Raw genomic sequence first — 16333 nt, forward strand, 5'->3', positions numbered from 1 at the left:
GCCGTGGGTCGCGTCCGGCGAGCCGGAACCGGGCGCGCTCCACGGCTCCCACCCCTGCCAACAGAGGAGATCGACATGCGCATGGTGACCCAACGGGTGTTCGGCGGCCCGGAGGTGCTGGAGCTCGCCGAGGCCGAGCCGCCCGTACCGTTGCCGACCGAGGTGCTCGTGCAGGTGCGGGCCGCCGGGGTGAACCCGGTCGACGCGAACATCCGGGCCGGGCGCTTCCCGCAGTACGGGCAGCCGCCCTTCACGCTGGGCTGGGACGTGTCCGGCGTGGTCACGGCGAGGGCGCACGGGGTGACCCGGTTCGCCGTCGGCGACGAGGTGTTCGGGTTGCCGCTGTTTCCCCGTCGGGTCGACGCCTACGCCGAGTACGTGGCGGTGCCGGCGCGGCAGCTCGTCCGCAAGCCGGCCGTCCTCGACCACGTTTCGGCCGCCGCCTTGCCGCTGGCGGGACTGACCGCGTGGCAGAGCCTGGTGGACACCGCTCACCTGACCGCCGGCGAGCGGGTACTCGTCCACGCCGGCGGCGGCGGGGTCGGGCACCTGGCGGTACAGATCGCGAAAGCGCGCGGGGGCTACGTGATCGCGACGGCCAGCGGCGCCAAGCGCGACTTCGTCGCCTCGCTCGGCGCGGACGAGGTGATCGACTACCGCGCGGTGGACTTCGACACCGCGGTCAAGGACGTCGACGTGGTGCTGGACACCGTCGGGGGCGCCACCGCGGAGCGGTCGATCGACGTGCTCCGGCCGGGAGGGTTGCTGCTGACCATCGTCGGCCACCACGACGCCGCACTGGCGGAGCGTACCGAGCAAGCCGGCCGGCGGTTCGCCGGAATCGGCGTGGAGCCCGACCCTGCCGGGCTCGACCACCTGGTCGAGCTGGTCGAGGAGGGCCGGCTGCGGGTGTACGGGGAACACGTCTTCCCGTTCGCGCGTGCCGCCGACGCGCACCGGTTGATCGAGACCGGCAGTACGAGGGGAAAGATCGTGCTGACGCCGTGAGTCAGCCGCCGACGACGGCGGCCAGCTGGCCGGGGACGTGAGCTGGACGCCAACCGGCCGCTTGCCGTCAGGGGGCGACCAGGGTGGCCAGTTGGGCCGGGTCGAGGTTGCCGCCGGAGACGACGGCGACGGTGCGGCCGGACGGCAGCTCGTCGGCGTGGTGCAGGTAGGCGGCGAGGGTGGTCGCACCGGACGGTTCGGCGACCAGGTTCGCCTGGCGGGCGAGCACCCCCACCGCGTCCCGGATCTCGTCCTCGGCGACGGTGACGATGCCGTCCAGGTGCGCGGTCAGGTGCGCCAGGGTCAGCTCGGACAGCCCGGTGCGCATCCCGTCCGCGATCGTCGCGTACCGCTGCTCGTCCGGGTAGGGCACCAGTCGGCCGGCGGCGAGCGAGTCCCGGGCGTCCGGCGCGACCGCCGGCTCCACCCCGTACACCGCGGTCTGCGGCGAGAGCGCCTTGATCGCGGTACTCACGCCGGAGGCGAGACCGCCGCCACCGACCTGCACGAGTACCACGTCGGCGTCCGCGGCGTCGGCGAGGATCTCCAGCCCGACGGTGCCCTGGCCGGCGATCACGTCCCGATGGTCGAACGGCGGGATCACCGCCATCCCCCGCTCGGCGGCGATCCGCTCGGTGGCGTCGGCGCGCTCGCTGCCGGGCACCAGGACGACCTCGGCGCCGAGCTCGCGGACCGCCTCGATCTTGATCGGCGGCGCAACGTCCGGGATCACCACGACGGAGGGCACCCCGAACAGCGCCGCGGCGTAGGCGACCGCACGGCCGTGGTTGCCGGACGAGTGGGTGACGACACCGGCCTTGCGCGCCTCGTCGGGCAGCACCGCGATGGCGTGGTACGCGCCGCGCAGCTTGAACGCGCCGACCGGCTGCAGGTTCTCGGGCTTGAGCCAGAGCTGCCGGCCGGGCTGCGACCACGGCTGGGGCAGCAGCGGGGTGCGGACCACGACGCCGGTGAGAACCTCCGCGGCGGCGCGGATGTCGTCGATGGTCACCAGTTTCATGGCGCAGCCCCCTCTTCGTACGTTCCGCCTGTGATCCTGCCGCCTGGATCGTGCGACCGGGCCGGTCCGCGGCAGATCTCACAGCAGCCCCGCCCGCCGCGCCGAGCTGCACCACCCGGTTGATCAAGGGCCCAGGCAGTTGATCAAGGGATCCGGTCACGTCGACCGAGAAGAACGCGTCGCGATCCCTTGATCAACTCACTGGGGCCTTGATCAACGCACTGGGGCCTTGATCAACTCACCGGGGGCCTGGCCGACACCGGGGCGGGGCGCGGTCAGCGGCGGAGGTCGGTGAGGGCGGCCCAGATGCCGTCGGCGAGCAGGCGTACCTCGTCGTCGGACATCACGAAGGCCGGGGACACCTGGATGCCACCGGCGCCGACCGCGCGGGTGGTCACCGCCTGCTTGCGCAGCGCCTTGACCAGCTGCGGCGCCAGCGCCGGCTCGGTGAGCTGGACCGCGGCGACCGCGCCGACACCGGCGCGTACCTCGGCGACGAGGTTGTGCTCGGTGAGCCGGCCGAGCTGCTTGGCCAGGCTGGACTCCAGCCGCTTCGACTCGGCGAGCAGCTGCTCGCGCTCCAGCAGGTCCAGGTTGCGCAGCGCCACCGCGCACGCCGCCGGGTGCCCCGAGTACGTGTAGCCGTGCCGCCACCACACCCCGGCGCCGGGACGGAAGAACGGCTCGGCCACGTGCTCGGCGGCGATCACCGCGCCGAGCGGCAGGTACCCGGAGGTGATGCCCTTGGCGCAGGTGATCAGGTCGGGTTCGAGGTGGAACCGGGTACTGGCGAACCAGTCGCCGCCGATCCGGCCGAACCCGGTGACCACCTCGTCGGCGACGAACAGCACGCCGTACTCCCGGCACACCTGGCGGGCGGCGGTCAGGTAGCCCTCGGCCGGCGGGTACACGCCGCCGGCGCCGATCACCGGCTCGCAGAAGAACGCGGCGACCCGGCCGGGGCCGATCCGTTCGATCGTGGCGCGCAGCTCGTCCACCGAGTCCCGGTCGACCACCGCGGTGTCGGCCATCAGCTCGCCGTAGTCGGCCCGGTTGCCCGGGATCCCGGCGAGGGCGGTGCCGGCCACGTGCATCCCGTGGTACGCGTTGGTCCGGGAGATGAGCACCGTGCGCTCGGGCGCGCCGAGCTCGTGCCAGTACCGGCGGACGAGCTTCGCCGCGCTGTCCACCGAGTCGGAGCCGCCGGAGGTGAAGAAGACCTTCGCGTTCGGCATCGGGGCGAGCGACGCGACCCGTTCGGCCGCGTCGATCGTGGTGCGCACCGCCATGTCACCGAACGAGGAGTAGGCGGCCAGGGTGCGCAGCTGGTCGGCGGCGGCCTCGGCCAGCTCGCGCCGGCCGTGCCCGACGTTCGCGAACCACAGCCCGGCGGTCGCGTCCAGGTAGCGGCGGTCGTTCTCGTCGAACACCCAGACGCCCTCGCCGCGGGAGAGCACGAACTCCCCCGCCGACTCGACGTCGCCCATGTCCGCGAACGGATGCCAGAACGCGCCCATCCTCAACCCCCTCGTACCGCCGTTGCGGCGACCGTACCGCGCGGCCGGCGGCGTGGTCGGAGACGGGGCGGGGCTGGAGTGCCGGCGTCGCGGGCGGCGGCTCAGGACGGCTCGGCGAGCAGATCACCGCGCGACCGGTCCGTCGTGACCCGGTATGTCCCGTCGGCGGCCGCCGACGGTAGCGGCGCCGGTTCGGCCAGGCTCGGCCCCGGCGAGGTCGGCGCGGCGGCGGGCGGTGGGTCGACCGGGACCGGTGGGCGGGTCGGCCCGGTTCCGGCACCGGAGCGTTCGATCGCCTCGGCGATCTCGTCGAGGTCGTCGCCGTCCAGCGGCTCGGTGGCGGCCGGCAGCCAGTCGCGTACCTGGTCGGGCCGGCGGGCGCCGACGATCGCGCCGGTCACCCCGGGCCACGCCAGCGTCCAGGCGACCGCGACGGCGGCGAGGGTACGGCCGCGGCGGTGTGCCACGTCGCCCATCCGCCGGGCCAGGTCGAGGTTGCGGTCCAGCGCGGCGCCGACGAACTCGCCGTCGCCGCGGCGCCAGTCGTCGGCCGGCAGCGCGGCCACCCGGTCCCGGGTGAACGCGCCGGTCAGCAGGCCGCACTGCATCGGGCTGGCGGCGAGCACGCCGACCTCGTTCGCCGCGCACCAGCCGAGCAGCCCCTCGGCCGCCTCCCGGTCGACCGCGGAGAACGGCGGTTGCGCGGCGTCCGGCCGGCCCGGCGTCGCGGCGGCCGCGAACCCGGCGATGTTCTGGCTGCACAGCCCGACCGCCCGAACCTTGCCCTCCTGGCGCAGGTCGAGCAGCGTCTGCCAGGTCTCCGCGCGCGGTACGCCGGCAGCCCGCGGCCAGTGCAGCTGGTACAGGTCGATGCGCTCGACGCCGAGCCGGCGCAGCGAGCCCTCCAGGCCCCGGCGCAGCTGTTTCGGTGCGCCGGCCGCGCGCGGTGGCCGGCTGCGCTCGGTCTCGTCCCAGGTCAGGCCGCACTTGGTGAACAGGTACGGCCGGTCCGGCTCGGCGTACGGGGCGAGCGCCGCGCCCACGATCTCCTCGGAGTGGCCCAGCCCGTACACCGGTGCGGTGTCGATCCAGTTGACCCCGTGCTCCACCGCGTACCGGATCGCCGCCGCCGAGTCGCCGTCGTCCTGCCGTCCCCAGCCGTACGCGTAGCCCGCGCCGCCGATCGCCCAGGCGCCGAAGCCGACCCGGGTGATGTGCAGGTCGGTACGACCCAGGCGGCGGGTCGGCAGATCGCTAGCGGGCATCGACGCCACCCCCTCGCCGGTACGCCGGCGCGTGCCCAGCGCCGCCGTCACCTCTCCACTCTCGTGCACCGGAGCTGGTCGCGTACCGGGATTCTGTGGATCGGCAAACGGTTGGTGGCGCGTCGATCGCGGAGCGCAGCATCGCCCGGAGTGCTGTGGCCATTCCCACATGACGGACCGCGGGGCGCTCCGACTCTGCGGCGATTTACCTGGTGGTGCCGTTCTTCCGGGTACCTTCTCGGCCGGCCACTCGTAACGGCACGATAACGGGTTCGTTACCCCAGGTGTCCGCACACGAGAGCGCGGTGACCGCTGACCAGCCGGCAAAGCCAAACAGATCACGCAGGGTTGAACGGCACTCGGCGGTATCCGTACTCTTGGGCGGTCCGGTCGGGAGTCTGCCATCAAACCGGTGGCGCCGAACGGGCACCGCCGAGTCGTCGCTCGGCGAGCCGGGGATCCAACGGATGCCGTCCGCGGCGTCCATCCGGGGTGAATCCGCCAGCTCTCCCGGAGAGCCGGTGGTAGGGCGAACTCACTTCTTCCCGCCCGAACCCGTCAGCTAACCCGGTAGGCGGTTGCGGGAGAAGGAGTGAGCTACTGGTGTCAGTAGCGGGGACCATTGCGCGCCCAACCCGGCGCGCGCTTGCTTTGCTCGCTGCCGCCGTCTGCGCCACCGTCGGTGTCGGCCTGGTCGGGCCGACCGCCGCGCACGCGGATCCGTCCGCCTCGCAGCTGGAACACGGCATGGACTCGACCTGGTCCAAGATGGAGACCAACGGCGAGAAGCTGAAGCAGAACGAGGACGCGCTCGCGAAGAACGAGCGGAAGTCCAAGCAGCTGGGCAAGCAGATCGCGCCGCTGGAGAAGAAGGTCGACGCGATGTACAAGGAGGTCGGCACGTACGCGGCCGCCGCCTACCGGGGCGGCAACCTGTCCGCCCTCAACTCGATGCTGAAGTACGGCTCGCCGACCACCATGCTCGACCAGATGGCGACACTGGACCGGATGGCCGCCGATCAGCACGCCAAGGTCGCCAAGTACGAGAAGGCGAAGAAGAGGCTCGACGCCTCGAAGGCCAAGTACGACAAGCTCATCGCCAGCAACAAGGCGGAGGCCAAGAAGCTCTCGGCGCAGAAGAAGAAGCTTCAGTCCGACATGGCCACCATGCAGAAGCAGTGGATGAAGACGGCGGCCGCCCGGAAGAACACCGGCACCGCGCTGCCGCAGATGCCCTACATCCCCGGGCCGGGCGGCGTCGCGGTGCGCTACGCGATCGCCCACCTCGGCGACCCGTACGTGTGGGCGACCGCAGGGCCGAACACCTTCGACTGCTCCGGGCTGACCTCGGCCTCCTGGGCCGCCGCCGGCGTGCACATGCGCGCCTACACCTACAGCCAGTACGCGGCGTTCCCGCACGTCACCCGGGCCGACCTGCAGCCGGGTGACCTGGTGTTCTACAACGGCGGCGAGCACGTCGCCATCTACATCGGCAGGTACGACGGCACGAGCTACGTGATCCACGCGCCGCAGCCCGGTGAGTACGTCAAGGTGTCCACGCTCGACTACCCCGGTTCCTGGTACGGGGCGGTTCGACCCTGACACCGCGACACACGACTCGGTAGCCACCGAGGAGGGCCGGCCCCGCCACCACGTGGAGGCCGGCCCTCACCCTGTCCGGGGCGACCGCACGGCCGGGACCACCGGGTCGACGCCTCGGCCGGGCAGCGGGTGCCCGGTGAGCCGGCGCCGTCCTGAACTCGGGCCGTGCCGTCAGTGGTGGTTGTTGCGTTCGGCGATGAGCCGGGCGGTGATCGCGTCCGGTGCGCTGGGCCGGGCGAAGTGCCAGCCCTGGCCGACGTCGCAGCCGAACTCGCGGAGCCGGCTGGCCTGCCCGACCGTCTCCACCCCCTCGGCGATGACGGTCAGGTCGAGCGCGTGCGCCAGCTCCACCAGCGTCTCGACGATGCGCTCGTCCACCGGGTCCGGACCGCCGACACCGTTGTCGGTCGCGTCGGCCATCCCGGACACGAAGGAGCCGGCGATCTTGAGCGCGTGCACCGGCAGCCGGCGCAGGTAGGCGAGGTTCGAGTAGCCGGTGCCGAAGTCGTCGATGGCCAGCCGGACACCCATGTCGGTGAGCGCGTGCAGGGCCCGCAGCGGCTCGGCGGCCGGGCCCATGATCGCGCTCTCGGTCAGCTCCAGCACGAGCCGGTCGGCCGGCAGGCCGGTACTCGACAGCACCTCGGAGACCTCGTCGGTGAGGTGCTTCTCGTGCGCCTGCCGGACGGCCAGGTTGACGCTGACGAAGAAGTCGTCGGCGGCGATGTCCTGCCAGCGTTGGGCCTGCTCGCACGCGGACCGCAGCACCCAGCGGCCGAGCGGGACGATCGCGCCGGTCTCCTCGGCGAGGTTGATGAACCGGTCCGGCGGCAGCCAGCCGAGCTCCGGGTGCCGCCAGCGCACCAGCGCCTCCACCCCGCGCAGCCGGTTGTCCGCGAGCCCGACGAGCGGCTGGTACTCGACCACGAACTCGCCGTGCTCGACGGCGGCGGGCATGGCCGCGGCGAGCGAGTAGCGGGCGACCTCGCGGGCGTGCCGGTCCGGGTCGAACACCGCCAGCCGGCCGGCGCCCTCCGACTTCGCCCAGTACAGCGTGGTGTCGGCGGCCTGCATCAGCTCGGCGGCGGTGAACCGGTCGACCACCCGGTCGACCACACCCACGCACGCCGACACCGACAGCTCGTGCCCGCCGACCCGCAGCGGGTCGCGCAGCGCGGCCAGCGCCCGCTCGCCGCACCGCACCGGCTCGCCGTCCGCGTCGTCGATCAGGATCACGAACTCGTCCCCGCCGGTACGGGCTACCAGGCAGCCGGTGCGCCGCAGCGCCAGATCGAGCCGCTGCGCGACCGCGACGAGCACCCCGTCGCCGGTCTCGTGCCCGTACGAGTCGTTGACCGACTTGAAGCCGTCCAGGTCGAGGTAGCAGAGGCCGATGCCCCCGGCCGAGCCGGCAGCACCGGTACCGCCGGCCGAGCCGTTGCCGTTGTTGCCGCCGGTGCCGTGGGGGCTGCCGTTCGTGCCGGTGAGCGTCTCGTTCAGCCGCCTGAGCAGCAGCTCCCGGTTCGCCAGCCCGGTCAGCGGGTCGTGCCAGGCTTGGTATTCCAGCCGCGCCTCGAGCAGCCGGCGCTCGGTGGAATCCTCGATCATGGCCACCGCGTACTGGTGGCCGGCGGGCGCCTCGATCGTGGTCAGCGTCATCCGGCCCCAGACCAGCGCGCCGTCCCGGCCGGCGAACCGCCGCTCCAGCTGCACCGGGGTCGGCGTGCCGCTGAACAGCCCGGCCACCGCCGACCGGACCGCCCCGGCGTCCTGCGGGTGCGCGTACTCGTCGAGGCCGTGGCCGGCGAGCCCGTCCGGGTGGCGGCCGAGCAGGTCGCCGAGCGCCTGGTTGGCGTCCGCGATGCGCTGCTGGTCGTCGATCAGCGCGATGCCGATCGCCGCCTCGCTGAACACCGCCTGGAACCGGGCCTGGCTGACCGACAGCGCCTGCTCGGCCTGCCGGCGCGCGTCGACCAGGGCGAGCCGGATCGACTCCTGCTCGGCGAGGGTCCGTTCGCGCAGCGCGGCGGCGAACCCGTCGGCGAGCGCGGCGCGGATCTCCCGCCGCCGCTTCGCGGTACCGGCGGTCGCGGTGAGCGGGTCGTCGGTGAGCAGCGTGAGGGTCAGGCCGAGCGCGCCGGAATCGGTGACGTCCGCGGCGACCAGCGCGGCACCGACCTCGCGGGCCTGGTCCGGGTCGAACGTCGCGGCAGTGTGCAGCGCGACGATCCGATCGGACAGGTCGCTGAGGTAGCCGACCAGTTCATCGGACGACATCGGGACAAACGCGCGGTCGGCGATGCCCCGGGCCCAACGCTTGGTGAACCGGGTTCGCCGCGCGTCGACCTCCCTCGTCACGCCGAGCACCCCCCTCGACCCGGCTCGGTGCGGGTCGCGTGTGAATGAGAATACGACCGGAAACGAACCATGGAATGTCACAAGGGTTTACCGATCGATCCGCTGGCCGAGCGGGCGTCACGCGCAGAAGCGGTACGCGCGCACACCGGTACGACGCTCACCGTGCGCGGGTTTTCGGCCCCGGACGGCACGCCCGGTCGGCGAGGGGGCATCGGCCGTACGGTGGGGCGCCCGGGGCCAGCTTGGTAACGCTCCGGATACGAACAGGGGAAATATTCTCCTCGGACGGTGATTCGCTTGAAGGTTCCGTACCTGCGGCGCAGACTTGATGAGACCGGGGATGGCTCCCATCCCACCACTACCGCAATGGAGGAGCTATGTGCCTCCATACGCCGGAATGCCCCTCGGCGCTGGCCCTCGACCGGGAGGCGGCGCACGTCGTCTCGGCTCATCCGGAGCAGGGCTGGAGCCTGCTGTGCAACGGCGTCATCCTGTTCGAGGACGACGGGGAGATCCTCCCCGACGGCCACACCCTCGCACCGCCGGATACACGCTCCGTGATCGCTGGCGCCGGCGCGAAGCACTGACCCACCGTCGGCCGACACCGGCCACGGCAGCATGATCCGCATCGAATGTCCCGGGGCTTTGCCCCGGGATTCGTCGTTTCGGCGAAAAACCGGCCACCGCGCTTTGGGTAGCCTTCAATGCCATGGGTGACCACGCGGTACACGCGACGTTTCTGCCGGGCGACCCGGCGCGACGTGGCACCTTCGCATTCTGGCGGTCGGACGGTCGGATATCCGACACCGATTCGCAGTTCGTTGTCGCTCAATCGGCGTACGGACGGATTCGCCGGCACCGCATGCCCGCCCACATCCTGCCGATCGAGGCCGCCGTACGCCGGTTGCTCGACGGCGACGACGACACCGACTCGGCCCGGGCCTGGCGTGCCGTCGTGCTGTCCGGGCTCGGCCAGCTCGCCGCCGGCCGGCTCGCCCCCGGCCGCAGCGCCACCGGCACCGCCGCCTGGCGGGTACTCCCGGATCCGGCCGCGGCCGACTGGCTGCACCGGTGCGCGGCGGCGATGCCGCCGGAGGCGTACGCGGCGCCGACAGCGGGCACCGGCCGGGCGCTGCTGCGTACCCCGGAATCGCTGATCAGCGCCTGCTGGGACGCCCTCGCGGACACCCTCGCCCGCACCGCCGACGGCGGGGCGCACCTCGGTACCGCGGTGGACTCCGACGCGGCGCGCCTCGATGCCGTCGCCGGGTACGCCGCGGACGAGCCGCTGCCGGCGGAGCCGTACCGGCGGTTGCTGACCGCGATCGACACCGAGCTGGCCGGCTCGGTCCGGCTGGTGCTGCGGCTGTGCCTACCCACGCCGGTCGCGGCGGGCGACCCGGTCGCGGCGACGGTGCCGGCAGCGCCGGTCGCGGCGACGATGCCGGCAGCACCGGTCGCGGCGGGGGAAACCCCGGCAAGCGACGGGTTCTCGGTGGCGCTGGCGATGCGCAGTGCCGGGGATCCGAGCCTGGTGGTCGAGCTGGCCCGGCTGTGGTCGGCGCCGAGCGAGGTGCTGGACCGGTTCGGTGCGGACGCGGAAACCGACGTACTGCTGGCGTTGCGGCGCGCGGCCCGGGTGTGGCCCCCGCTGTCGGCCGCACTGGCCGAACACGCGCCGAGCGCGCTGCCGCTGGCGGACGAGGACGTGGACGGGCTGTTCGAGGCGGCAGCGGCGCTCGGTACGGCCGGCGCCGACGTGTTGTGGCCGGCCGAGCTGATCGACCACTCGCCCCGGCTCGCCGCCACCACGAAGCGGCCCGCGGCGACCGGCCCGGCCGCGTTCGGACTCGACGAGCTGCTCGACTTCCAGTGGCAGGCCACCCTGGACGGCACCGAGCTGACCGAGGACGAGCTGACCGCGCTGGCCGAGGCGAAGCGGCCGCTGATCCGGCTGCGCGGCCGGTGGGTGCGGGTGGACCGGTCGCTGGTCGCCCGGCTCCGGCGGCGCCGGCAGCGGGTCGGCGGTGGCCAGGCCCTGGCTGCCGCGCTCACCGGCACCCTGTCCACGACCGACGGCGAGGTGCCGTTCACGCCGGACCGGCCGCTGGCCGAGCTGGTCGAGCGGCTGGCCGGGGCGGGTGCGGACGTGCCGCCGCCGGACGGGCTGGACGCCACACTGCGGCCGTACCAGCGCCGCGGTCTCGGCTGGCTGGCGGCCATGACCGGCACCGGGTTGGGCGGCTGCCTCGCCGACGACATGGGGCTGGGCAAGACGCTGCAGATCATCGCGCTGCACCTGCATCGCCGTACCCTCCACTGTGGACCTACCCTGGTCTGCTGCCCGGCCTCGCTGCTGGGCAACTGGGAGCGCGAGGTGCACCGGTTCGCGCCGGGCATCGCGGTGCGCCGGTTCCACGGCAGCAACCGGGATCTCGGCGAGCTGGCCGGCGACGAGATCGTGCTGGCGAGCTACGGCGTACTGCGCGCCGACACCGCCACGCTCGCCGGCGCGCGGTGGGGGCTGGTGGTCGCGGACGAGGCGCAGGCGGCGAAGAACCCGCTGTCGCGCACCGCGAAGGCGCTGCGCGCCGTGCCGGCGGTGGCCCGGATCGCGCTGACCGGTACCCCGGTGGAGAACCGGCTCACCGACCTGTGGTCCATAGTGGACTGGACCACGCCGGGGCTGTTGGGCCCGCTGGCGGACTTCCGGCGCCGGATCGCGATCCCGGTCGAGCGGTACGGCGACGCCGACGCCACCCGCCGCCTCGCCACCCTGACCCGGCCGTTCCTGTTGCGGCGGCGCAAGAGCGACCCCGGCATCGCACCGGAGCTGCCACCGAAGACCGAGACCGACGAGCTGGTCCCGCTGACACCCGAACAGACCACGCTGTACGAGGCGGTGGTGCGCGACACGATGGCCGAGATCGAGGCGGCCGAGGGCGTCGCCCGGCGCGGCCTGGTGCTGAAGCTGCTCACCGCGCTGAAGCAGATCTGCAACCATCCCGCGCAGTACCTCGGCGAGCCGGGGCCGCTGGCCGGCCGGTCCGGCAAGCTGGCCGCGCTGGACGAGCTGCTCGACGTGATCCTCGCCGAGGGCGAATCGGTGCTGGTGTTCAGCCAGTACGTGCAGATGTGCCGGCTGCTGGAGCGGCACCTGGCCGACCGCGGTGTGGACACGCTGCTGGTGCACGGCGGGCTCGGGGTGCACCAACGCGAGGAGCGGGTACGCCGGTTCGACGAGGGCGGCGCGCCGGTGTTCCTGCTGTCGCTCAAGGCCGCCGGCGTCGGGCTCAACCTGACCAGGGCCAGCCACGTCATCCACGTCGACCGGTGGTGGAACCCGGCGGTCGAGGACCAGGCGACCGACCGGGCGTACCGGATCGGCCAGGACCGGCCGGTGCAGGTACACCGGCTGGTCACCGAACACACCGTGGAGGACAGGGTGGCGAAGCTGATCGCGGACAAGCGGGCGCTCGCCGACGCGGTCGTCGGTACCGGCGAGACCTGGCTGACCGAGCTGTCCGACACCGAACTCGCCGACCTGGTGGCGCTGGCATGACCGAGCGGGGGCGCCGGGTCGCGACGTCACCGGCCCGACACGGCGCGGCGCCGGACCGGGAGATCGTGATCGGGGACGTGGCGCCGGCGGCGCGGCGCCGGTTCGGCGCGACCTGGTGGTCCCGGGCGTGGCTGGATGCGTTGCAGCAGCAGGCACTGATCGACCCGAACCGGCTGCCGCGGGGCCGCACGTACGCCCGGTCCGGCGCGGTGCGCGATGCGGTGGTGACCGCCGGCGCCGCGGCGGCGCGCGTGCGCGGCAGCCGACCCACGCCGTACGAGGTCGAGGTCCGGGTGGCGACGTTCGACGGTGCCGAGTGGGGCCGGGTCCTGGACGTGATCGGCGGCCGGCTCGCGCACGCCGCCGCGCTGCTCGACGGCGAGCTGCCACCGTCCATCGTGGACGATGTGGCGGCGGCCGGGCTGCCGCTGCTGCCCGGCCCGCGCGAGCTGACCGTCTCCTGCAACTGCCCGGACCGGGCGGTGCCGTGCAAGCACGCCGCGGCGCTGTGCTACGTGCTCGCCGACCTGCTCGACACCGATCCGTTCGCGCTGCTGCTGTTGCGCGGCCGGCCCCGTACCGCGGTGCTCGGTGCCCTGCGCGACCGCCGCGGCAGCACCACACCGGCCCCGGCACCGTCCCTTGTGGACACCGTTGCCGCGGCGGAGGCGTACGCGCGGGTGCCCGCACCGCTGCCCGCGCCACTGCGGCCGCCGGCCGAGCCCGGCACCCCCGTACCGCTGCCGGCGATCGACGGCGTCGACCTGGACGCGCTGGCCGCGCTCGCGGCGCGGGCCGCCCGCCGCGCCCACGACCTGCTGTCCTGACCGGCACCGCCGCCGCACCGCCACCGGCGTCGGCGTGGTCGGCGGCCTGGCGGCGGCCACACCATGCCGGACCGTCACATGCCCGGCATGGTGTGGCCGGCCGGCATCGCGAGTTGCATCGCGACCAACAGGTACGCCATCGTCAGCGCCATCGCGGCGAGCGACACCCGTACGGCCACCGGGTGCGCCGCGCCGCCGGACCCGGTCACCGCGCCGCCCCCGGTCCCGGCTACCGTGCCGTCCCCGGCCGGCAGCTGGCCCGTCGCCCAGCCCAACGCGGTCAACCCGCAGCAGAGCACCAGCACCCAGACGATCAGTTCGAAGCCGGGCCGCGGCAGCGCGAACATGCAGGCCATGCCCGCGTGCCCGACCGCGGCGGCGAACCAGGGCAGGCTCGGCCGGTACCGCCGGAGCCGAGCCGCGCCGAGCACCGCCGAGCCGACCGCGCAGACCCCGAACGCCACCTCGCCGGCGACCGCGGGTACCGCCAGCGCGCCGGACGGCACCAGCATGGCGACCATGCCGATCGCCATGACCAGGTGACCGGTGTGCCAGACCCGCTCCGCGCGGGCGGCACGGCGCACGTGCCGCAGATGCACCACGGTGATCCCGGCAAGCGCCAGGATCGCGACCAGCCGCAGCCACAGCGGCAGCAACGGTTCCGACACGGTGGCCTCCTCCGGTCCGGACGACGGGGTCCTACCGGGGCAGACGACGCGGCAGCACGAATGTCATCGCCGACCCTGTGGGGATGCGCCAACGGCGACGCCGGGTGCCCACGGGTACGCCGGCGTCACGGCGATGCGGGCCAGCGCCACGCGACGCCGCGGGATGGTGTGGTGCGACCCGGGCAGCCGGGCGACGGCGCGGGTCAGCCGGTGTGCGAGTCGGTGGCGGGGTCGTCGGCGCGGGCGGCGAGCAGGTCGGCGCGGGCCCGGGCCACCCGGGACCGGATGGTGCCGACCGGGCAGCCGCACACGGTCGCCGCCTCGGCATAGTCCAGGCCGAGGATCTGCGTCAACACCAGCGACTCCCGCCGGTCCGGGTCGAGCCCGGCGAGCAGTTGCACCGTCTCCACCAGCTCGACGAACCCGGCGCCGCCCTGGTAGGCGCGCAGCTGCCGGTGCTCGGCCGCCCGGATCCAGTCGGCGTCGACCGTGCGTGGCCGCCGGTACCGGGTACGGATGTGGTCGGTGACCACGTGCCGCGCGATCGACAGCAGCCAGGTACGGGCGGTGGACCGGCCGGCGAAGCGGCCCAGGGCGCCGAAGGCACGCAGGTACGTCTCCTGGGCGAGGTCGTCGGCCCGCTGCGGGTCGGTGAGGTGCGCGACGAGCTGCCAGACGTCGCGCTGGGTGGCCCGGATGAACGCCTCCGCGGCGTTCCGGTCACCGGCACCCGCGGCGAGCGCCCACGCGGTGAGCTGCGCATCGTCACGCGCCGGGTGTCCCACGCCGCTCCCTTCGCGACCGGTCCGGGCCGGACCGTCGGCGCCGTCCCGTTTGCCCCGGGACAGCAGTTCGACGAAACGTAGAACAGGGTACGGGCCGCTCCCCGGCCGACCGCAGCCGGGCGCCGGGAACTCGACGGCCACCGCCGACGACTGTCACAGGCATGGAGTGTGAGCAGTGTCGTACGGCGCTGTCGGCGCAGCTGGACGGCGAGACCGAGCCGGTACCGGCCGAGTCGACCGATCAGCACCTGGCCGGGTGTGCGGCGTGCCATTCCTGGCAGCGGCAGGCGACCGCACTGACCCGGCGGTTGCGGGTCCGGCCGGCGGTGGCCGAGCCGGACCTGACCGACCGGGTACTGGCGACGGCCTGGCCGACGCGCGCCGGCGCCGGTCGCCGCTGGCGGATCGCGCTCACCGTGGTCGCCGCGGCGCAGCTGGCGCTCGGGCTGGCGCAACTGCTCGGCTGGCACGCGGGGATGCCGGCGTCCAGCGGGCACGACATGGGCGCGCACCTGTTCGACGAGAGCACGGCGTGGAACGTGGCGCTGGGCGTGGGCATGGCGTGGGTGGCCTGGCGGTCCCGCGCCGCGGCCGGGCTGATTCCGGTGGTCGGCGGCTTCCTGGTGCTGCTGACCGCGTTCTGCATCCGTGATCTGGCCGCCGGCACGGTGACCGCGATGCGGGTCTCCGAGCACGGCTTGCTGTTGATCGGCTTCACCCTGATGCTGATGGTCCGCCGGGCCGCCACCGACGGTACCCGCGGTCCGGTCGCGCGCTCGGACGAGACGGCGGACGGCGTGCCGCACCGGCCGACCACGGGCGACGCGCCGACCCCGCTGGTACCGCCGGAGCACCCGGGCCGCCGGCTCCGCCCGGTCAACCGCCGGCGCGCCGCTTGACCGGCCCGGGAACGACGCCACAAACGGAGCAGACTCCCGCAGTTGCGGACGACTGAGACACTCTGCTGCGTTGTCGTCGCCTCGATTCCCGGAGCCCGCCGCATGGACGATCCGATCCCCGCCGCACGATCGCGCCGGGTCCGGTGGTGGCTCGGCGGGGCGGCCGCCGTCCTGGCCGTCGCGGCGGCCGTCGGCGCGGTCCGGTGGAGCGCCGCCGGGCGGTACGACCCGGTGCGCCGGCCGTGCGACCTGGTCGACGTGTCGCCGCTGCGGACCGCCGACCCGTTCGCGACCGACCGGTCCCGCTCGGTGCCGACGCACGACGACGGGACCGGTGGGGAGACCGGGCTCCGGGTCGACTACTGCACCGGCGGATACGACCTGCACGCGGCTGCCGGCGGCGCCAACAGCCTGGTCCGAGTCGCGTTCGCGGTCTATCCGTCCCGGCACCAGGCCGCCCGGGCGTACGTGCACAGCAGAGGCGGCGACCTCCGTGGCGCCACCGGCGACGTCTCACTGCCGACACCGCAGCGGGTCGTCCCGAGCCCGGGCCCGTTCACCGACGCGACCGGCCTCGGCGTGCCCACCGCGTTCTGTACCGCGAAGGCCACCGGCGCCGATGCGTACGCGGTCGGCGGCGGCTACCTGATCGCCGTGCGCGAGGAGAACCTGCTGCTGGAGGTGTACGTCGAGCTGACCGGTGAGCGGATGACCCAGGACCGGCACCGGTGGGCGGCCGCCGCGATCACCCGCGCCACCGTCGCCAGGCTGCGCTCGCACGCCGGGACCCGCTCGTGAGTACCTCGTCCGACCCCACGCCG

Annotated in this window: 13 protein-coding genes and 1 riboswitch; of the genes, 7 read left to right on the forward strand and 6 right to left on the reverse strand. The window is 73.9% G+C overall.

The window, feature by feature from the left end; all coding sequences use genetic code 11:
* The first annotated feature begins 75 nt into the window (after nucleotides 1-75).
* Nucleotides 76-1008 carry an NADP-dependent oxidoreductase gene (locus tag Asera_RS03490; RefSeq protein WP_030449453.1) on the forward strand — a complete coding sequence of 311 codons (933 nt, stop codon included), beginning with the start codon at nucleotides 76-78 and terminating at the stop codon, nucleotides 1006-1008.
* 67 nt (nucleotides 1009-1075) lie between these two features.
* Here the strand turns inward: Asera_RS03490 and Asera_RS03495 are convergent, their stop codons facing one another.
* The 3 genes from Asera_RS03495 to Asera_RS03505 all read right to left on the reverse strand — a co-directional run bounded on the left by Asera_RS03495 (nucleotide 1076) and on the right by Asera_RS03505 (nucleotide 4811).
* Nucleotides 1076-2029: a threonine ammonia-lyase gene (locus tag Asera_RS03495; RefSeq protein WP_030449452.1), complete on the reverse strand. Its 954-nt coding sequence runs from the start codon at nucleotides 2027-2029 to the stop codon at nucleotides 1076-1078.
* Between the two features lie 275 nt (nucleotides 2030-2304).
* Nucleotides 2305-3546, reverse strand: a complete 1242-nt coding sequence (locus Asera_RS03500; RefSeq protein WP_030449451.1) for an aminotransferase family protein — start codon at nucleotides 3544-3546, stop codon at nucleotides 2305-2307.
* 101 nt (nucleotides 3547-3647) lie between these two features.
* The gene (locus tag Asera_RS03505) at nucleotides 3648-4811 is read right to left on the reverse strand and encodes an aldo/keto reductase (protein ID WP_084132784.1); all 1164 of its coding nucleotides are present in this window, start codon (nucleotides 4809-4811) and stop codon (nucleotides 3648-3650) included.
* A 420-nt stretch (nucleotides 4812-5231) separates the two neighbouring features.
* A riboswitch (cyclic di-AMP (ydaO/yuaA leader) is annotated at nucleotides 5232-5403 on the forward strand.
* Between the two features lie 11 nt (nucleotides 5404-5414).
* On the opposite strand from Asera_RS03505, the gene Asera_RS03510 reads away from it, so the two are divergent.
* A complete protein-coding gene (locus Asera_RS03510; protein WP_157035167.1) occupies nucleotides 5415-6413 on the forward strand; it encodes a C40 family peptidase in 999 nt (332 codons plus the stop codon).
* A gap of 171 nt (nucleotides 6414-6584) precedes the next feature.
* Here the strand turns inward: Asera_RS03510 and Asera_RS03515 are convergent, their stop codons facing one another.
* Entirely contained in the window at nucleotides 6585-8771 is a 2187-nt protein-coding gene (locus tag Asera_RS03515; protein WP_030449448.1) for a putative bifunctional diguanylate cyclase/phosphodiesterase, read from the reverse strand.
* Nucleotides 8772-9148: 377 nt separating this feature from the next.
* On the opposite strand from Asera_RS03515, the gene Asera_RS03520 reads away from it, so the two are divergent.
* The 3 genes from Asera_RS03520 (at nucleotide 9149) to Asera_RS03530 (ending at nucleotide 13160) form a co-directional block, all read left to right on the forward strand.
* Nucleotides 9149-9358, forward strand: a complete 210-nt coding sequence (locus Asera_RS03520) for a DUF5999 family protein (protein ID WP_030449447.1) — start codon at nucleotides 9149-9151, stop codon at nucleotides 9356-9358.
* Between the two features lie 275 nt (nucleotides 9359-9633).
* Nucleotides 9634-12333 (forward strand): DEAD/DEAH box helicase, encoded by a 2700-nt coding sequence (locus tag Asera_RS03525; RefSeq protein WP_280529698.1) that lies wholly within the window; start codon nucleotides 9634-9636, stop codon nucleotides 12331-12333.
* Nucleotides 12330-13160: an SWIM zinc finger family protein gene (locus tag Asera_RS03530; RefSeq protein ID WP_051802992.1), complete on the forward strand. Its 831-nt coding sequence runs from the start codon at nucleotides 12330-12332 to the stop codon at nucleotides 13158-13160. The genes Asera_RS03525 and Asera_RS03530 overlap by 4 nt, the downstream gene beginning before the upstream one ends.
* Nucleotides 13161-13234: 74 nt before the next feature.
* On the opposite strand, the gene Asera_RS03535 is transcribed toward Asera_RS03530, so the two are convergent.
* Together Asera_RS03535 and Asera_RS03540 are read right to left on the reverse strand one after the other, a co-directional pair.
* The gene (locus Asera_RS03535) at nucleotides 13235-13828 is read right to left on the reverse strand and encodes a DUF5134 domain-containing protein (protein ID WP_030449444.1); all 594 of its coding nucleotides are present in this window, start codon (nucleotides 13826-13828) and stop codon (nucleotides 13235-13237) included.
* Nucleotides 13829-14031: 203 nt separating this feature from the next.
* A complete protein-coding gene (locus Asera_RS03540; RefSeq protein WP_030449443.1) occupies nucleotides 14032-14613 on the reverse strand; it encodes a sigma-70 family RNA polymerase sigma factor in 582 nt (193 codons plus the stop codon).
* Nucleotides 14614-14774: 161 nt separating this feature from the next.
* Here Asera_RS03540 and Asera_RS03545 point away from each other — a divergent pair, with 161 nt between their 5' ends.
* Complete coding sequence (locus tag Asera_RS03545) at nucleotides 14775-15512, forward strand: zf-HC2 domain-containing protein (protein WP_030449442.1); 738 nt, start codon at nucleotides 14775-14777, stop codon at nucleotides 15510-15512.
* A gap of 102 nt (nucleotides 15513-15614) precedes the next feature.
* A complete protein-coding gene (locus tag Asera_RS03550; RefSeq protein ID WP_030449441.1) occupies nucleotides 15615-16310 on the forward strand; it encodes a hypothetical protein in 696 nt (231 codons plus the stop codon).
* Nucleotides 16311-16333 lie beyond the last annotated feature (23 nt).

This window comes from Actinocatenispora sera (genome assembly GCF_018324685.1).
Lineage (GTDB): Bacteria > Actinomycetota > Actinomycetes > Mycobacteriales > Micromonosporaceae > Actinocatenispora > Actinocatenispora sera.